The 17,169-nt window shown below is 50.2% G+C and carries 15 protein-coding genes and 4 tRNA genes; 7 read left to right on the top strand and 12 right to left on the bottom strand.

Translation table 11 applies throughout. The features are described 5' to 3' along the window. Positions 1-34: 34 nt before the first annotated feature. Together T325_RS08575 and T325_RS08570 are read left to right on the top strand one after the other, a co-directional pair. Complete coding sequence (locus T325_RS08575) at positions 35-592, top strand: NADH peroxidase (RefSeq protein WP_036912480.1); 558 nt, start codon at positions 35-37, stop codon at positions 590-592. Positions 593-632: 40 nt separating this feature from the next. Continuing rightward, complete coding sequence (locus T325_RS08570) at positions 633-1,952, top strand: right-handed parallel beta-helix repeat-containing protein (RefSeq protein WP_156097666.1); 1,320 nt, start codon at positions 633-635, stop codon at positions 1,950-1,952. On the opposite strand, the gene T325_RS08565 is transcribed toward T325_RS08570, so the two are convergent. Continuing rightward, on the bottom strand, positions 1,949-2,422 hold the full coding sequence (locus T325_RS08565) for a cytidine deaminase (protein ID WP_036912477.1): 474 nt from the start codon (positions 2,420-2,422) through the stop codon (positions 1,949-1,951). The genes T325_RS08570 and T325_RS08565 overlap by 4 nt on opposite strands. Positions 2,423-2,497: 75 nt before the next feature. Here T325_RS08565 and T325_RS08560 point away from each other — a divergent pair, with 75 nt between their 5' ends. Continuing rightward, positions 2,498-3,409 carry a glucosaminidase domain-containing protein gene (locus T325_RS08560; RefSeq protein ID WP_036912474.1) on the top strand — a complete coding sequence of 304 codons (912 nt, stop codon included), beginning with the start codon at positions 2,498-2,500 and terminating at the stop codon, positions 3,407-3,409. Between the two features lie 333 nt (positions 3,410-3,742). Here T325_RS08560 and T325_RS08555 read toward each other — a convergent pair. From T325_RS08555 to T325_RS08540, 4 genes are all read right to left on the bottom strand, one after another. Then, a tRNA-Gly gene (locus T325_RS08555) sits at positions 3,743-3,813 on the bottom strand. 30 nt (positions 3,814-3,843) lie between these two features. After that, positions 3,844-3,916, bottom strand: a tRNA-Thr gene (locus T325_RS08550). Positions 3,917-4,009: 93 nt separating this feature from the next. Next, positions 4,010-4,768 carry a hypothetical protein gene (locus T325_RS08545; protein ID WP_036912473.1) on the bottom strand — a complete coding sequence of 253 codons (759 nt, stop codon included), beginning with the start codon at positions 4,766-4,768 and terminating at the stop codon, positions 4,010-4,012. 162 nt (positions 4,769-4,930) lie between these two features. After that, positions 4,931-6,232 (bottom strand): histidine-type phosphatase, encoded by a 1,302-nt coding sequence (locus tag T325_RS08540; protein ID WP_036912469.1) that lies wholly within the window; start codon positions 6,230-6,232, stop codon positions 4,931-4,933. Positions 6,233-6,533: 301 nt separating this feature from the next. Between T325_RS08540 and T325_RS08535 the strand changes: the two genes are divergently transcribed. Next, positions 6,534-6,896: a hypothetical protein gene (locus tag T325_RS08535; RefSeq protein WP_036912466.1), complete on the top strand. Its 363-nt coding sequence runs from the start codon at positions 6,534-6,536 to the stop codon at positions 6,894-6,896. Positions 6,897-6,973: 77 nt separating this feature from the next. On the opposite strand, the gene T325_RS08530 is transcribed toward T325_RS08535, so the two are convergent. From T325_RS08530 to T325_RS08505, 6 genes are all read right to left on the bottom strand, one after another. Next, a complete protein-coding gene (locus T325_RS08530) occupies positions 6,974-7,363 on the bottom strand; it encodes a hypothetical protein (protein ID WP_051949803.1) in 390 nt (129 codons plus the stop codon). A gap of 71 nt (positions 7,364-7,434) precedes the next feature. Then, positions 7,435-7,507: transfer RNA gene (locus T325_RS08525), tRNA-Lys, on the bottom strand. 42 nt (positions 7,508-7,549) lie between these two features. Continuing rightward, a tRNA-Lys gene (locus tag T325_RS08520) sits at positions 7,550-7,622 on the bottom strand. Positions 7,623-7,701: 79 nt separating this feature from the next. Next, positions 7,702-9,183, bottom strand: a complete 1,482-nt coding sequence (locus tag T325_RS08515; protein WP_036912464.1) for a DUF5687 family protein — start codon at positions 9,181-9,183, stop codon at positions 7,702-7,704. Between the two features lie 17 nt (positions 9,184-9,200). Next, positions 9,201-9,815 (bottom strand): outer membrane lipoprotein periplasmic chaperone LolA1, encoded by a 615-nt coding sequence (locus T325_RS08510; RefSeq protein ID WP_051949801.1) that lies wholly within the window; start codon positions 9,813-9,815, stop codon positions 9,201-9,203. 37 nt (positions 9,816-9,852) lie between these two features. Next, positions 9,853-12,321, bottom strand: coding sequence for an FtsK/SpoIIIE family DNA translocase (locus T325_RS08505; RefSeq protein WP_036913596.1), 2,469 nt, complete (start codon positions 12,319-12,321; stop codon positions 9,853-9,855). Between the two features lie 95 nt (positions 12,322-12,416). Here T325_RS08505 and T325_RS08500 point away from each other — a divergent pair, with 95 nt between their 5' ends. The 3 genes from T325_RS08500 (at position 12,417) to tilS (ending at position 15,549) form a co-directional block, all read left to right on the top strand. Further along, positions 12,417-13,079 carry a 3'-5' exonuclease gene (locus T325_RS08500; RefSeq protein ID WP_036912458.1) on the top strand — a complete coding sequence of 221 codons (663 nt, stop codon included), beginning with the start codon at positions 12,417-12,419 and terminating at the stop codon, positions 13,077-13,079. After that, positions 13,048-14,223: a class I SAM-dependent rRNA methyltransferase gene (locus T325_RS08495; RefSeq protein WP_036912456.1), complete on the top strand. Its 1,176-nt coding sequence runs from the start codon at positions 13,048-13,050 to the stop codon at positions 14,221-14,223. The genes T325_RS08500 and T325_RS08495 overlap by 32 nt, the downstream gene beginning before the upstream one ends. 75 nt (positions 14,224-14,298) lie before the next feature. Beyond that, positions 14,299-15,549 (top strand): tRNA lysidine(34) synthetase TilS, encoded by a 1,251-nt coding sequence (gene tilS, locus T325_RS08490; protein ID WP_231622212.1) that lies wholly within the window; start codon positions 14,299-14,301, stop codon positions 15,547-15,549. A gap of 63 nt (positions 15,550-15,612) precedes the next feature. Here the strand turns inward: tilS and T325_RS12430 are convergent. Further along, on the bottom strand, positions 15,613-17,169 hold a 1,557-nt coding region (locus tag T325_RS12430; RefSeq protein ID WP_369794043.1), incomplete at its 5' end, for an Ig-like domain-containing protein.

The following is a 17,169-nucleotide window of genomic DNA, read 5'->3' as shown; positions in this document are numbered from 1 at the left end:
TGAGGTTTTATTTATTAACTAAACAAATACGATTATGAAGAAAAAGTTTATTTGCGCCGTTTGTGGATATATCTATGAAGGCGATGCTGCTCCCGAGAAGTGCCCAATTTGTAAAGCTCCTGCTTCAAAGTTTTCAGAACTGAAGGAAGATGGTGAAACCACATATGCTACCGTTCATCGTATTGGTGATGGTAAGCCTGAGGGTGTGTCACAGGAGATGATAGACGATCTTCGCAACCATTTCAATGGCGAGTGCGGCGAGGTTGGTATGTATCTGGCTATGGCTCGTCAGGCTGACCGTGAGGGCTATCCTGAGATTGCCGAGGCTTTCAAGCGTTATGCGTTTGAGGAGGCTGACCATGCATCTCGTTTTGCAGAGTTGCTGGGCGAATGTGTATGGGATACTAAGACTAATCTCGAGAAGCGTGCTGCTGCTGAAGCTGGTGCTTGTGAGGACAAGTTTCGTATTGCCAAGAACGCTAAGGCTGCTGGCTTTGATGCCATTCACGATACCGTTCATGAGATGGCTAAGGATGAAGCCCGTCATGGTGCTGGCTTTGCTGGCCTGCTGAAGCGCTATTTCGGTAAGTAGTCATACAATAATTCTATAGCGAATCCGTTTTATCTATACGATGAGACGGATTTTTTATTTTCTGATTATCCTACTGCTTGTGGCTTGTGCAGACGAAGACTCGTTTTCTACAAGCTCATCACTCAAGTTGTCTTTCTCGGTTGATACCCTGAAACTCGACACCGTTTTCAGCCGTACCCCTTCTTCAACATACTCTTTCTGGGTGTATAATCGCAATAATGATGGGCTCCGTTTGCAGGCTGTACGTTTGAAGCGAGGCAATCAGTCTGGCTATCGTGTGAATGTCGATGGCGTCTATCTTGATAATGCCAATGGTTCGCAGACCAGCGATGTTGAGATTCGCAGGAATGACAGTATCCTTGTTTTCGTGGAACTGACGGCACCAGAGGCTTTTCGCGAGGAGCCGACTTTGGTAGAAGACGATTTGTTGTTTGACTTGGAGAGTGGTGTAGAGCAGAAAGTGGCTTTAAGGGCCTGGACTTGGGATGCCGTGAAGCTCTATTCGCCAGTCATTACGAGAGATTCTGTAATTGATTCTCGCGTACCTTATATTATATATGGCGATATGAAAGTGATGGAAGGCGTCAAACTTACCATTCGAAATACTACGCTTTATTTTCACGATGATTCGGGTTTAGAGGTCTATGGCAGTCTGAACACAGAGAACTGTCTGATGCGAGGTGATCGCCTCGACCGTATGTTCTCTTATCTGCCTTATGATCGTGTTAGCGGTCAGTGGAAGGGAGTTCGTCTTTATGCCTCTTCCACAGACAATATACTGATTAATACCGAAATCCGTAATTCTGAAAACGGTATCGTCTGTGATTCTGAAGTTGTAGATGACACCACCCATCTTATAATGATGCAGTGTGTGGTCCATAACTGTAAGGGCTCAGGAGTAGAGTTGAAACATACTCGTGCACTTCTGGAGAGATGTCAGCTCACAAACACCTTAGGACCTTGTTTGTCGATATCGGGTGGTGAGGTAGATATTAAAAGCTGTACTATTGGTCAGTTCTATCCTTTCTCTGCCAATCGAGGTGCAGCACTTTTCCTTTCAAATCAAGATTCGCCTTTACGTCGTTTCGCTTGTGAAGCGAGTATCATCACAGGTTATGAAGATGATGTGGTGCTGGGCTCTCAGAAAAACGATGATACGCCGTTTGTCTATCATTTCAGTAATAGTCTGCTTCGTACGCCAAAGGTAGAAGACGCGGAGCATTACGAGCAGATTATCTGGGAATCATCCAGCGACTCTATACAAGGTACGAAACATTTTGTGACAATCGACGAAGATAATCTGTATTACGATTTCCATCTCTTGCCTCAATCGCCAGCTGTAGGATTAGGATGCTATTAGAACTCAGAGAATGTGAGCGGCATCAGTTTTCTGATTCCATCAATCACATAGATGTGCTTCTGCCCGTAGAGTAAGATGCGGATAGGGCCTCCTGCACGCGTTTCCGACTCGATAATCACCTGGCGACAACTTCCACAAGGACCAACAGGCTCTTCTACTAACTTCCCATTTGTTCCTCGAGCGGCAATCGCCAGCATTCTTACAGGAACGTCTGGATATTGGGCGCCTGCGGCAAACAACGCCGTACGCTCAGCACAAAGTCCCGAGGGATAAGCAGCATTTTCCTGATTACATCCTATAATCTCCACACCGTTGTCAAGTCTGACACCAGCGCCAACGTGAAACTTTGAGTAGGGGGCATAGCTGCGGTTTGTGCCTTCAATGGCCAGCTCAATCAAATGCTGCTCTTCTTGAGTCAATTCCTCCATCTGGCAGACTTTGATGACTGATTTCAGTTCGAGTTCCTTCATAAAAATCGTTATTTTTCGGCAAATTTACGAATAATTCAAGAGAAATCACTACTTTTGCAGAGAAATATCAGGTCTATGAGGAAATTTTTTATAACTACTGCTTTATTCTTGGCCTTGGGCGCTTCTGCCCAGGTGCGATGGAATCAGGCTTATCAGCAATATATCGACCAATATAAGGATATCGCCATCGAGCAGATGCAGCGATATAAGATTCCTGCTTCTATTACGCTGGCTCAAGGTCTTCTTGAGAGTGGGGCGGGGCGTAGTGAGCTTACCCGTAAGGCTAACAACCACTTTGGAATTAAGTGTCATAATGATTGGACGGGGCCAACCAGCTATCATGACGATGATGCTCGTGGCGAGTGTTTTCGAGCCTATAGCTCAGCCTATGAGTCTTACGAGGATCATTCCCGTTTCCTTGCAGGCAGTCGCCGCTATAGTCAGCTGTTCCAGTTGGGCGTCACCGATTATAAAGGGTGGGCGCGAGGTTTGAAAGCCGCAGGCTATGCTACCAATCCTCAGTATGCCAATAAACTGATAGAGATAATCCAGCTTTACAAGCTCGACCAGTACGATAATGCCAAGGGCTACGATAAGTTTATGTCGCAGCGCACCAAGGATCAGCAGATTAATGGTGCCAGTCTGCATATCATTCGTATCTTCAACAAGAACTACTATCTTGTAGCTCGTCGTGGTGACACTTTTAAGGCTATAGGTCAGGAAATAGGCATCAGCTATCGTAAGATAGCCAGATACAACGAGCGAAACAGGAAGGACCAACTTGAAGAGGGTGAGATTATCTGGTTGAAGAAGAAGCAGAAGAAAGCGCCCAAGGATTATAAGGGGCGTCTGCATTATGTTCAGCCTGGCGAGTCCATGTACTCTATCTCCCAGAAGTATGGCATCCGCCTGAAGAGCCTTTATAAGCTGAACCATTTGGAGCCCGATCATCAGATATTTGTTGGCGAAGGCCTCCGACTGAGATAATGATGGCAATCAGCCAAAGTGGATGGTGCCCCCTCGTGGTAAAACATTGCTGCAAAGCGACTCGAGATAATGCCATCTTTGTAAACAGACGACTAGAAGGTCCTATCCAAACACTAGGTTTGTGACGTCTAAACTGCCAGTTAGTCGTAAGGAAACTGCTAGTTAGTCGTAAGGAAACTCCCAGTTAGTCGTAAGGAAACTCCCAGTTAGTCGTAAGGAAACTCCCAAACACCATAAAAACGCCTCTCTGTTTCTCTAGATTGAGCAGACAGAGAGGCGCTTTTTTAAGCATGCTTTCTTTACATTGTGGATGAATCGAGCCACCCTCGGAAGAGCGGAATACGGGAATCGAACCCGCCTCCCAGGCTTGGGAAGCCCGTGCACTACCGATGTGCTAATTCCGCAATAAATAAAGTTTCTGATTATTCCTTATGAGCCGATACCCGGACTCGAACCGGGGACCCACGCATTACGAATGCGTTGCTCTACCAACTGAGCCATATCGGCGATCACCTTTAGCGGGTGCAAAAGTACTCATTTTATTTGGTACATGCAAATTTTAGACCTCTTTTTTTCGCTGAAATCTCTTTCTTTTATCGTTTACCAATCAAAATCAGGTTCATCTGGTGTAGCTGCGGTACAGATAAGAACCACTCCCGCTACTGCGGCAACGCTTAAGCATTCGCCAAGAATCGTACCCGTGGACTTGCCGCTGCGAAAGGCAAAGCAGGGCTTTGAGAACATATTGGTCTGTTGCAGTCGGCCATACTTGCTCACATAGTTGCGTGAGTCGATTCTGATGGTCTCTACATAGTCAGACACCGTAGCTCTGGTCTCAGGCTCGCCAAGTTCCTTGAAACTATATTGTATGTCGGCTCCCAGCAACAATGGAGTTCTGTTACGAGTGTAGCGACGTTTGGTCCCCTTGGTGAACTTCCTCCCTGTATCCAGAAACTTACCCTTACAGCGCTTTGAGAACCATTCGCTGGGTTTACCTATATATATCATATCAGGATTAAGCAATAGTGGCAGATGTTCCCATACATAGATTGGTGTGGTGCCGTGAGGAGCTATGGCCTGTAGACGGTTCTCGTAGAAGGGCGAAATATCCAGAGGTCTCGACATGCCGTTGACCCATGAGAACGAACGGCCTCGGTCTACGTAGATGATCTTGCTGGTAAGGTTCGAGATTTCGAGGAGGGCTGTGCCGTCTGTTGTCAGTACAATCTTCAGTCGGATATTATTGTCGGAATAGACTTCCGTTCCCTCAGCGGCCATCATGCAGTAGACGCCAACCTGACTGGCTGAGACGGTTGATGCGAAGAGCATCATGAGTAGAGTTGCAAATAGCTGTTTCATACTTTCACTGTTTGTTTTATTACTACTGCAAAGGTATTGGTTCTTCATAACACAGCCTAAGGGTATTCCCTATATGTCGATAGGAGTTCCCCTATTTGTTAAACAGAAAAGAGAGCAGTCCCGACGAGGGCTGCTCTCTTTCTTTTATCGAAGGGCTATACCTTACTTGTTTAATAGTGCCAGATAATATTCGCGAACGTCCGACCATTTGTAGTAGGGCCAGTTGTCGGTCTCGAGTGGTAGCTTTGCTTCGCGCTCGTTCAGCAATACCTTCACCAGCTTTTCGCCATCCTTATCTTTCTTGGGGCGATAGAAGATAAACTGTACGTTGCTGCCAGTAGGAATCAGATAGTAGTTACGGAACGAATTCTCGAGCTCGTCGAGATTGTCTACTGATACAGCGCTTCCGTCGAGGTCGAGCATACAAGCCAGAGGCAGCACGACGGTATCATGTCCGAATCTGAGCGAAGCCTGAACCTGGGTTACGGTGTCAGCAGTCTCGATAATGTTCTTCAGCAAGTTCTTCTGGTTCCAGGGCATCTTGTGTCCCGTCTGAGGCGCGTTGCTGTAGAGAATATACCAATAGAGGTTGTTGCTGCGCCACAAGTCGCGCAACTCTTCAGGAGTAAACAGTTCCAGCAGCGAGTCGTCGCCATCATGGCTTTGCATGTTGAGTGCAACATCAGCGATCTTACTCATCAGCGATCCCGTCTGTACATTCAGATATACCCAGTGCTGATCGTTGAAGAGCTGCTCCATCAGGCGTTCTGGATGCTTCAGGCTGTCGCTCATGGCCTGCTGCTTCTGCATAGCCCTCATGACGTTCATCTGAGGCATACCGCCACCGCCGCCACCTTGACGTGAGGGCGAATAGTTCATATAGAACATATCAGCCTTGCTGGCATCGTTGTAGATACGAGCCGAAGGGTTGGCAGCCTGAAACTCCTCACACTCTGCCATCATCGAGATGATAGCGCGGATAGAGGTTGTAGATACAGAATGTATGGGCAGGTTGGGACTCTTGAAAATCTCTGGGAAGTTCTGAGTCATACGCTTGGCGATGCCGTGATGCTGACGCTGACCAACAGCCGTCAGGTCACCCAGACGATCCTTTGTAGTCTTCTGCATTGAGTCTAGTTTTGCCAGCACCTTGTCACCCAGAGGTGTCAGCTTGCCTGCGAACTTTGCTTTGCGCAGCGTCTGTACGGGCATGGCATAATCGTTCTCTTCGAGCAGATAGCGTGCTCCATGACGACCGTAGTGTGAGAAATAATAAGGTTCGTAACCTTTAGGGGTAGGTGTCAGCTTGCCTTTGGGCAGACGGTCGTAGTCGACCATGTTACCAGCAGCCAAGAACTTGTCTTCCGTAATTTCTTCCAAAGCTGACTTGCCCGAGAAACGGGCGATTTGTGCCGAGGCGGCAACTGTACTAGCCAATAATAGGCAGGTAATGATTTTTTTCATAAATAATAAAGTTATTCTATGTTGGTTGATTATAAGTTGTTATTTAAAACCGTGCAAAGGTAACACTTTTATTTGTAATTACCAAAGGTTTATTTGAATTTGATTAAAAAAAACTAATGATATAGGATATTTGATTTGTATCAATAAAAAGGCTGTGTTCGCACACAAACTCACAAATTGTTTGTTCAGTATCAAAAATCGTTGTACCTTTGCACCGTCAAAAGACATAAGGATAACAAATTAATTATTAAAGTAGGGCGGCTCGACACACCGTTCCGAGTAAAGAAAGAAAGGTAAAAAGATGAAAAAGATGATTTTGACAATGGTAGCAATGCTGAGTATGACAACCGCATTTGCTGAGGACGAGAAAGTAGCCGAGGTTAAGAACGCAGAGGCTTACGAGTTGAACATTAATTGCGACAAGCTCGCTCAGACCCTGAAGCTGGACGGTTTCCAGAAGGACGCTGTAGAGAACATTCACAAGACTTTCGCTTCAGAGCTGATGTTTGCTGCTCACTATGGTAACAGCGATCGCGACTCAATGGTTGAGAAGGCTATCAAGAACGATGTTAAGAGCATGCGTCGTGTACTCGATGAGGATCAGATGCACACTTACCTTCGTCTGCTGAACGCCACCATCAACAATCGTGGTCTCAACAAGTAAGAATCACAATATAATAAGGTTATTGTTGTTATTGAAATAGAGGCATTCCTTTTGGGGATGCCTCTGTTTTTTTTGTATTATCTGATGGTCTGCTTTCCGAAGTATCCTATCAGCAACAGTATCAGTGCCGAGCAGGCCAGGATTCCGTCTGCTATTCCTGCAGGAATCATGAACAGCATCAGGTTCATGGTTATCACACAGTTTATCACAGAGAGGTAGAATCCCCACATTCTGTTTTTCAGTACGCCCATCGCGCCAATAACCCTTGTGATACCAAACATAACGGCCATAGGCATCATCAGCATCAGATTGTCCTTAAAGAAGTCGATGGCAAAGATAGGGGGCATTTCTGTCCCGCCAAGGCCTGAGGCGATAGAGGGCATCATCAGCAGCGAAGGAATCGCTTCAATCATAGCGCCGTGAATAATCATAAGAATTGCGGCAGCCTTCAGTTTCTTGTTAATCATACGGTTTTGATAATTTAGTAAAAAAATAGAGAGACAAGTCTTTTTAAAACTCATCTCTCTCTAACTCTTTGTACACCCGCAGAGGCTCGAACTCTGGACACCCTGATTAAGAGTCAGGTGCTCTACCAACTGAGCTACGGGTGCATCCCTTTTCATGATGAAAGGAGGTTTCTTTCCTCCCTTTTGTACACCCGCAGAGGCTCGAACTCTGGACACCCTGATTAAGAGTCAGGTGCTCTACCAACTGAGCTACGGGTGCATCATTTTTGTTTTGCGGGTGCAAAGGTACGCACTTTTTTTGATTCCACCAAACTTTTTGGCGATTTTCTTCAAAAAAGTTATTGTCTTGTGCCGTGGAAACCTTCTAAGTTCTCATATCTGCGCTCCATCATGCGCTTATAGATGTTTCTGATCCATAATTTATGTGTTGCGACGAAGGCGCCTCCGATGCCAATCATGACGAGATAAGTGTTCGTCATCCCGATGGTATAGAGTCCTATGCTCGTCAACACGATAGGTCCGATGAGTGCCGTCAGTTCGATAGCCAGCTGTCTGCCGTTCTCGAAGTTTCCTTTGGCCGTCATCTTCTGCTGAAGCGGCAGCGTCTGTTTGTTGTAGACAGCCAACTGGAAGATGATGAAGTGGAGCAGTCCTGCAGTCATCAGCATATATGCCAGCAGCATCAGCACGCTGTATTTGCCAGTAAACACGGCAGGCAGCATGATGAGGAATGGGATGACGAGTACGGCGGTATAGAACCAGTACTTAGCCTCGAGCACAGCGATGATGTTTTCGCGATGTGTCATCAGCAAGTCGATATAGTTGCCCTCCTGACCCATAATCTTCACCAAGACCGTGATGCCGTAGATAGCAAAGCAGTACATACCCCAGAAGTTCAGCGCCAGTTCCCCGTTATAGATTTCTGTATAGGCAATGATCAGCGAGAAGAAGATCACCACCGTCAGACTGATGATACAACGCGAGCGCATGGTCTTGTTGCGCATGTTCGACTTCAGTTCAATCTTCAGGTATTCTCCCACGATGCCGAAACGGTTCAGGAAGCTGAACTGCGATACGTGCTTCAGTTTGCGCTCCTCCTTCTTCGAAATCTCCTCGTAGACATATTTGAACTGGAACCAGCGGTTGATGAAGAACAGCGCGACAATCAGCGCCAGAACGATGAGGATGAAGTACCAGCTTGTGCCAACCTCAATATAGGTATCGATCATTTTGTTGATCACCTTCTTGTTCATCGTGATCAGCGCAGGACTGAAGGGCAGCGCATAGAATGCGGCAGCAGGGATGAACCACAGCACGTTGCGATTGATGAGCGTGCGGAAGAAGAGATAGATCTGACTGTTGAAGATAATCAGCAGCTCTACAGTCAGCAGTTCGAGCAGCATAGGTCCGAAGCCAGCTCCGCCCACCAGGATGATGACAGAGTAGGGGATGAACATCGCCAACCACAACAGGTTGTAGGCACTCACATGCTCAGATATGAGGAAGCACTCGATGGCCGTATAGCGCGAGATAGGCTGCAGGATATACGGTTTCACCATCATGCCCGGAGTGGTCTGAACGATGAATCTCAGCATGAAGTCGATAGGCATCACAAGGGTCATGGCTGCTATCATCGTGCCAACATCGCCTTCTGCGGTCATACCGATCAGCGTTCCGTACATAATGAGATAGATGGCGAAAAAGGCGCCGCCCACATAGATAATGGCCTTGGCCCACTTGTTCTGTTCGAATGCCGGACTGCGCTTATAACTCAGGGTTGTGTTCTTACGGAGTAACTTGTATAGTTGGAATCTGTTCATATTGTCGAAGAGGGGTATTATCTGAGATCAATAACTTCTGCCTGTGGGAAATCTTTCGAGTTGAAGCGGAACTGGCTGTCGCTGATAGCCTGCTTCTTCAGGTTTGTGATGTCGAAGATGGTCCACTTCTTTCCCTGTAGCATCTTTACTTGAGTAGGCTGATACGTCGTTTTGTTGACGCTGATAAACAGTTCTTTGATTTTCTTGTCAGCAGTCGCCGCAGTAAGATGCACCACATAGTCCTTTCCCGACTTGTTCAAGGTATAGTTGTAGCCCTTCTTATAGAGGTTGATGAAGTTGTAGGGGTTGATAGCCTGCAGCTGTGCCTCTGTTGGCGTGCTGATGTTCACCTCGTCGTTATTCTTCATATAGGTCCACTGGGTCTTTCCGTCAAACCATATGGTGGCCTGTGGCGTTGTGGCGTAGAACTTCTTTCCTTTGATAGCGATCGAGCCGTTTGTCATTCCGTGCGTGCCCGACATTCTGAAGTTTGCCTTTACGCCTTCTTTTACCGTGATGCTTGCGGCAGCCTTGTCGAGAACGCTCTTAGCTGTCTGAGCCGTTGCAGTGAATAGTGAACAGTGAATGGCGAGTAGCGCCATCACTGCCATCTTGATCATGTTTGTTTTCATTATCCTTATTCTTTTTACCTTTTTAGCTTTTTACTTTTCACCTCAGTGCGTTGAGCAGGTTGTTCAGACTGTTCTCGTCCTGAATCATCACCTCACGCGGTTTCGAGCCCATCGCTGCGCCCACGACGCCAGCCTTCTCCAGCTGATCCATCAGTCGTCCTGCGCGGTTGTATCCGATAGCGAACTTACGCTGAATCAGCGAAGTGCTTCCGCTCTGGTTCACCACAATCAGGTGGGCAGCTTCCTCAAACAGCGGATCGAGGTGCTGCATGTCCACATCCCTTTCGCCCATGCCGCCCATATCAGCCTCTGGCATATCAGGCTCAGGCAGCTCAAACGGCATGTTGAAGCTCTGCTGCGAGGCGATGAACTCATTGATGCGCTCCACCTCTGGCGTATCCACGAAGGCACACTGCACACGGATAGGCTCTGCGCCGCCCAGGTAGAGCATGTCGCCCTTACCTATCAGCTGCTGGGCGCCCGTACGGTCGAGGATGGTCTTCGAGTCGATGCCCGCAGAGACCTTGAAGGCGATACGGGCCGGGAAGTTAGCCTTGATGTTACCAGTAATGATGGTCGTCGTAGGTCGCTGAGTGGCAATCACCATGTGGATACCCACCGCGCGCGCCAGCTGTGCGATACGGGCTATAGGCAGCTCGATCTCCTTTCCTGCCGTCATGATCAGGTCGCCGAACTCATCGATGATGACCACGATATACGGCATGTATCCGTGTCCGTTGCGAGGCGGAATCCTGCGCTCGATAAACTTCTTGTTGTATTCCTTGATGTTTCTCGCGCCAACCTCCTTGAGCAGGTCGTATCGTGTATCCATCAGCTTACATAGTGAGTTGAGCGTGCGCACCACCTTCGTCACGTCAGTGATGATGGGGTCGGCATCCTCGTCGGGCACCTTTGCCAAGAAGTGGTTAATCAGCGGGTTGTATATCGAGAACTCCACCTTCTTGGGGTCAACGAGCACGATCTTCAGCTCGCTCGGATGCTTCTTATATAATAAAGAGGTCACGATGGCGTTCAGTCCTACCGACTTACCCTGTCCAGTGGCACCAGCCACAAGCAAGTGGGGCGCTTTGGCCAGGTCGAACATGAACACCTCGTTGGTAATCGTCTTACCCACCGCACAGGGCAGCTCCATCTGACTCTCCTGGAACTTCTTCGAGTTCAGGATCGACTCCATCGACACGATCGACGGTTTGGCGTTAGGCACCTCGATACCGATAGTACCCTTGCCAGGGATAGGCGCGATGATACGGATGCCCAGTGCCGAGAGGCTCAGCGCGATATCGTCTTCGAGCGAGCGTACCTTCGAGATTCTCACGCCAGGCGCCAGCGTAATCTCGTAGAGCGTGATCGTAGGCCCCACGGTAGCCTTGATGCTGGCAATCTCGACGCCGAAGGTGCGCAACACCTCGACGATGCGGTTCTTGTTGGCCGTCTGCTCAGCCATGTCGATATAGGGTTTTCCGTCGTTGTCGTACTTCTTCAGCAGGTCGAGCGTCGGATACCTGTAATTCTCCAGGTCGCGCTTGGGGTCGTAGGGCTCCATGCTGTCTGTGTCGACGAGCGTGTTGGCGTCGGCCTCTTCCTCGTCGCCCTTGGCCACCTCAACCTCCATCATCATCTCCTCGCTGTCAGCCACTCTGTGCCTTTCGGGCTTCTTGGATTTGATGACGTTGTTGTCTTCGTTCTGATAACCCTCGTCTATCACCACGGCGTCGCCGTTGCTCTTAAACTCCACGGTCTGCGTGGCGGGGTCGTCGTAAACCAGCTCTTCCTCCTCGTCCATCTGAGTCTCATACGACTCCACGGGCTCGTCGGGATCGTTGTTCGTTACCTTGAACTTCACCTTGTCGATAAACTTCGACGGGTTCAGAATCTTGCGTATCACGAAGATGGTCTCAGCGCTCAGATAGGTCAGGAAGGCGATGGCCACCAGAGCCAGCAGCGCCGAAAGTCCCGGCGTACCTATGATGTTCTCGAGATATTGGCTGATAAACATGCCGTGGTCGCCCCCGGGGTTATAGCTTGCGTCGACGAAGAGCGGCGAGAGGAATTTAGCGAACGTCACCGAGCTCCACACCATCAGCACCATCAGCGAGAGGAACCATTTCAGCAGGTTTACGCGATAGGCCTTGATGAGATGAATGCTCAGCAGGAAGATGAACACGGGCACCAGGAAGGCCGACAGTCCGAAGCATCGCTTGATGAAGTACCACGAGATGTAGGCTCCCATGCTGCCGCATGTGTTGGCGTACTCGTGATTCCGGTTCAGCAGCTCGCCCTCCTTGGGGTCTTCAATCACGCTCTGGTCAGCCTCTCCCGTGGTGAAATACGAGATGAAGGCAAACATCATGTAGATGGCCACTGCCAGCAGCAGCACGCCAAATACGAATTTCAGTCTTTCGTTCAGGAAAATATCTTTAAAGCCCAGCACACCGCTCAGGCTGGAGCTGTTTTTGTCGTTTCTGGTTTTCTTTTTCTTGGCCATTTCCTTGTTCTTTTGCATATTTTGTTGCAAAAGTAGTTGAAAAAACTCAGATTTCATCATAAATCGCAGTTTTTTTTGTAATTTTGCACTCAGAAATGAAAAAGTTAATATATAATAAGTTCGAAAAGAGCAAGATTGCGAGCCTGCGAAGGGTGCTGTATACGGGCAAGACCGTAGTCGTTCTTTCAGCTGAGGAAGCCGAGCGCAGCGTCGATTACCTGCTGTCGCAACCTGTTCTTGGATTTGATACCGAAACACGTCCGTCTTTCCGCAAGGGCGTCCATTACAAGTGTTCGCTCCTTCAGGTTGCGAGCGACGACTGCTGCTTTCTGTTCCGTCTCAATCACATCGGACTCTCGCCAGCCATCGTTCGTCTGCTCTCCGACAAGACGGTCACCAAGGTTGGCCTGGCCTGGAACAACGATCTGATGTCGCTCCGCGAGCTGGGCGAGTTCGAGCCCGGAACGTTTGTCGACCTTCAGGATATGGCCCGCGAACTGGGCATCGAAGACCAGAGTCTGGTGAAGCTCTACGCCAACATCTTCAATGGTCGCATCAGTAAGGCCGAGCGCCTGTCCAACTGGGAGCGCGACGTGCTGAAGGACTCTCAGAAGCACTATGCCGCCCTCGACGCGTGGGCTTGCGTGAATCTTTACCGCGAGATGCTGCGACTGAAGCAGACGGGCGATTACGAACTTGTTGTAGTAGCAGAAGAAACAAAACAGAATGATGAAACAGATATATCTGAAACGAGGTAAGGAGGAGAGTCTGCTGAGATTCCATCCCTGGGTGTTCTCTGGCGCCATTCAGCATGCTGACGAAGGCATCGCCGAAGGCGACATCGTGCGTGTAGTAACCGCCAACGGCGATTTCATCGCTGTGGGCCATTATCAGCAGGGCTCTATCGCTGTCCGCGTGCTGACGTTCAGCGACGTAGACATCGACGCCCGGTTCTGGGCTTCGCGCCTCTCGTCAGCGCTCAGGATGCGCCAGGCCATCGGCATCGCCGACAACCCTCAGAACAACACCTATCGCCTGGTTCACGGCGAGGGCGACAACCTGCCCGGACTCATCATCGACGTCTATGGCAAGACGGCCGTCATGCAGGCTCACAGCATCGGCATGCATCTCTGTCGCAAGCAGATTGCCGAGCAGCTGGTCGGCGTGATGGGTTCGCGCCTCGAGAACGTCTATTATAAGAGCGAGACCACGCTGCCCTTCATGGAAGAGATGCAGAACGGCTTCATCTATGGTGGCAGCGACGACAACGTGGCCCTCGAGAACGGCCTGAAGTTCTACGTCGACTGGCTGCGCGGGCAGAAGACGGGCTTTTTCGTCGATCAGCGCGAGAACCGTGCCCTGCTCGAGCGTTTCGCCAAGGGCAAGAGCGTGCTCAACATGTTCTGCTACACGGGCGGCTTCTCGTTCTACGCCATGCGTGGCGGCGCCCGCCTCGTCCATTCCGTCGACAGCAGCGCCAAGGCCATCGAGCTCACCAATCGCAACGTCGAGCTCAACTTCCCGGGCGACGAGCGCCACCAGGCCTATTGCGAGGATGCGTTCAAGTATCTCGAGCAGGCTGGCGACCAGTACGACCTGATCATCCTCGACCCGCCCGCCTTTGCCAAGCATCGCGGTGCGCTTCATAACGCCCTGAAGGGCTATACCCGCCTTAACAACAAGGCTTTCCAGAAGATTCAGCCAGGCGGCATCCTCTTCACGTTCAGCTGTTCTCAGGTTGTCACGAAGGATCATTTCCGCAATGCCGTCTTCACGGCAGCGGCCCAGGCTGGTCGCAAGGTCCGTATCCTGCACCAGCTTCACCAGCCAGCTGACCATCCCATCAACATCTACCACCCCGAGGGCGAATACCTCAAGGGCCTGGTGCTCTATGTAGAATAATTTTTGGAAATGAAGAGAAAAGTAGCAGGTTTCATCGCGAAGCACAGGCTTCTCGACCCCTCAGGGCTCCATCTCGTGGCGCTGAGCGGGGGAGCCGACAGCGTGGCGCTCTTGCGCGTTCTCATCGCTCTGGGCTATCGTGTCGAGGCTGCTCACTGTAATTTTCATTTACGAGGCGCCGAGAGCGACCGCGACGAGGCTTTTGTGAAGCATCTCTGCGAATCGCTCAATGTTCCACTTCACTTAATCCATTTTGACACAGACGAATACGCCCGTGTTCATCAAGTAAGCATCGAGATGGCGGCTCGCGAGCTGCGTTATGGCTATTTCGAGCGTCTTTGTCAGGATATCGGAGCCTCTACGGTGTGCGTGGCCCATCATCGCGACGATGCCGTCGAGACCTTCCTGATGAACCTGCTTCGGGGTTCGGGCATTCATGGACTCACAGGCATCCGTCCCCGGAACGGCATCGTGGTGCGCCCGCTGCTGGGCGTGAGCCGTCAGGAAGTGCTCGAATACCTCGATTCCATCGCTCAGGATTACGTCACGGATTCTACAAACCTCGAATCCATCGTGCTGCGCAACAAGCTTCGCTTGCAGGTTATCCCGCTCTTACAGCAGCTTAACCCGAAAGCGGTCGAAAACATCGATAAAACCGCCTCTTATCTCCGTGAGGCCGAGAAAGTCTACGATGCATTCATGCAGAATGCCGTCAGCACCGCCTCTTCAGCCTCTCAGACCATTTCTGCGGATGAAATTCTCCGACAACCATCGCCCGAGTCTTTCCTCTTCGAGTGGCTGTCGCCCCATGGCTTCAATGCCTCGCAGATAGAGCGCATACTGGCTGCACTGATGGGCGAGCCGGGTAGGGAGTTCCTGTCGCCCAGTCACGTCCTGCTCATCGATCGCCGTACGCTCGTCTTAGAGCCCGTTTCCGAGCCTGTGAAGCCGCTCAGAGTGCCGGAATCAGGCAATTACCGTTTCAATGGCGAAAAACTGTTCTCTTTCAAGGAATCCGAAGAAGTATCGATTTCAAAATCAGCCGATTGTGCGACGCTCGATGCAGCAAACATTCAGTATCCGCTGACCATCCGTCTGGTACAGGAAGGCGACGCTTTCTGTCCCTTGGGCATGGAAGGGCGCAAGCTGGTGAGCGACTACCTCACTGATCGCAAGCTGTCGCTCCTCGAGAAGCGTCGAACGCTCGTCGTCGTCAACGCCAATGGCGACATTCTCTGGCTCGTAGGCCATAGGCCCGATCATCGTTATCGTGTCACCCCCGAGACCACCCGTGTCTTAAGTATTACTTTAAGCGAGAAATCTTAACAATATAAAATCCCCGTCCTGAGCGTTTAGAGCGGGGATTGCTGTTTTTATTGCGTGGCGGGGTTATTCTGCTGCTGCGGCGGCGATGGTCCAGCCAGCGGGGATGCCTACACCGCCTTTTTTCCAGGGCACATTCGCATTGATCTGTGCATCATCAGCTGTTCCTGCCAGATTGCTATTCATATCTGCTATATAAGCCGAATAAGCGCTGCTGATATAAATCGTCTTTGTCGTTACAGATTCATCCGTGCCAGCACCATTGAGCCAGTCTGCAAGGCAGCCAGAAGCACTGAGATCCGTAGCCTTACAGGTGACGCTGGATAATTTCTTACAGCCCTGGAACATGCCATGATAGCACCCTTCTGCCAGCGTCTTGGCGGGTAGCTCGGGCGCTGTGGTCAGTTTTTCGCAGTTCAAGAACATGCAAGAATAGCAGTTTTTCTTCATTTCTGTGGCGGGCAGTTTTGGTGCTGTGGTCAGGCTTGTGCAGAATGAGAACATAGTATCATAGCACTCTTCTGCCAGCGTCGTGGCAGGCAGTTCTGGCGCTGTGGTCAGGCTTTCGCACCAACTGAACATGTTATCATAGCACCCTTCTGCCAGCGTCGTGGCGGGCAGTTTTTCTGGCGCTGTGGTCAGGTTCTTGCAGAATGAGAACATAGAATTATAGCACTCTTCTGCCAGCGTTGTGGCAGGCAGTTCTGGCGCTGTGGTCAGGCTTGTGCAGTCAAAGAACATGCTATAATAGCACAATTTTTTCAGCGTCTTGGCGGGCAGCTCTGGCGCTGTGGTCAGGCTTGTGCACAAACTGAACATGCTATCATAGCAGTATTCTGTCAGCGTCGTGGCGGGCAGGAATATCTGGTGATCAGCGTCCTTGTTCTTCAGCATATCTTGACCATTGAACAATCCCATGAAAGTATTGTCGGCTGTCAACGTCTTATTGGTGGGGTAGTTGTCCTTGTTTATCAGGCTCATCACGTTGCCGTAAACAAATGTCTCGGCAGAGAGCTCGAAGCGATAACAATCGATATAATTATCAGCCCCGTACGTCTCGTTCGTGCCTCGGAACGAGATCTTGTCGCCCGCGGCAGCCAGCGTAACACCATCCGCTGTCAGGTCGTCCTTCCATGTGATGCCGCCATCGAGCGAGTACTCCACGTTAGGAGCAACGACATCGCCACTATTTTTATTAAACTTGACGGTCGCCCCATCCACAGCGGCCTCGAAGGTGAGCGGTGTCTCCAGGTTGATCACCACGCTGACGTCGCATGTGGCCTTCTTGTCGCCAGCCTTGGCGGTGATGACGGCCGTTCCTGTGCCCACGGCATGAACCACACCCTCATCGTCTACCGTAGCGACACTCTCGTCAGACGATGACCATGTGATATCGTCGTATTCAGCATCGCTGGGACTTACCGTGGCCTCGAGCGTCACGGCCTTGCCAGCATAGCCCATCTCGAGCGTCGACTCGTCGAGCGTGACGTCCGATACGGGAGGCGTTGGGTTATCCGTTTCGCCCAACAGTTCGTCGCACGATGTTTGCATCATGGTCATTGCCACCAGCAACGCCATACAGGAAAGTTTCTTGATTGTCAGTTTCATCTTGTTTATTGTTTT

Source organism: Prevotella sp. FD3004, assembly GCF_000746155.1.
In the GTDB taxonomy this organism is placed as follows: Bacteria; Bacteroidota; Bacteroidia; order Bacteroidales; family Bacteroidaceae; genus Prevotella.
This window is presented reverse-complemented; position numbering and strand designations above follow the sequence as displayed.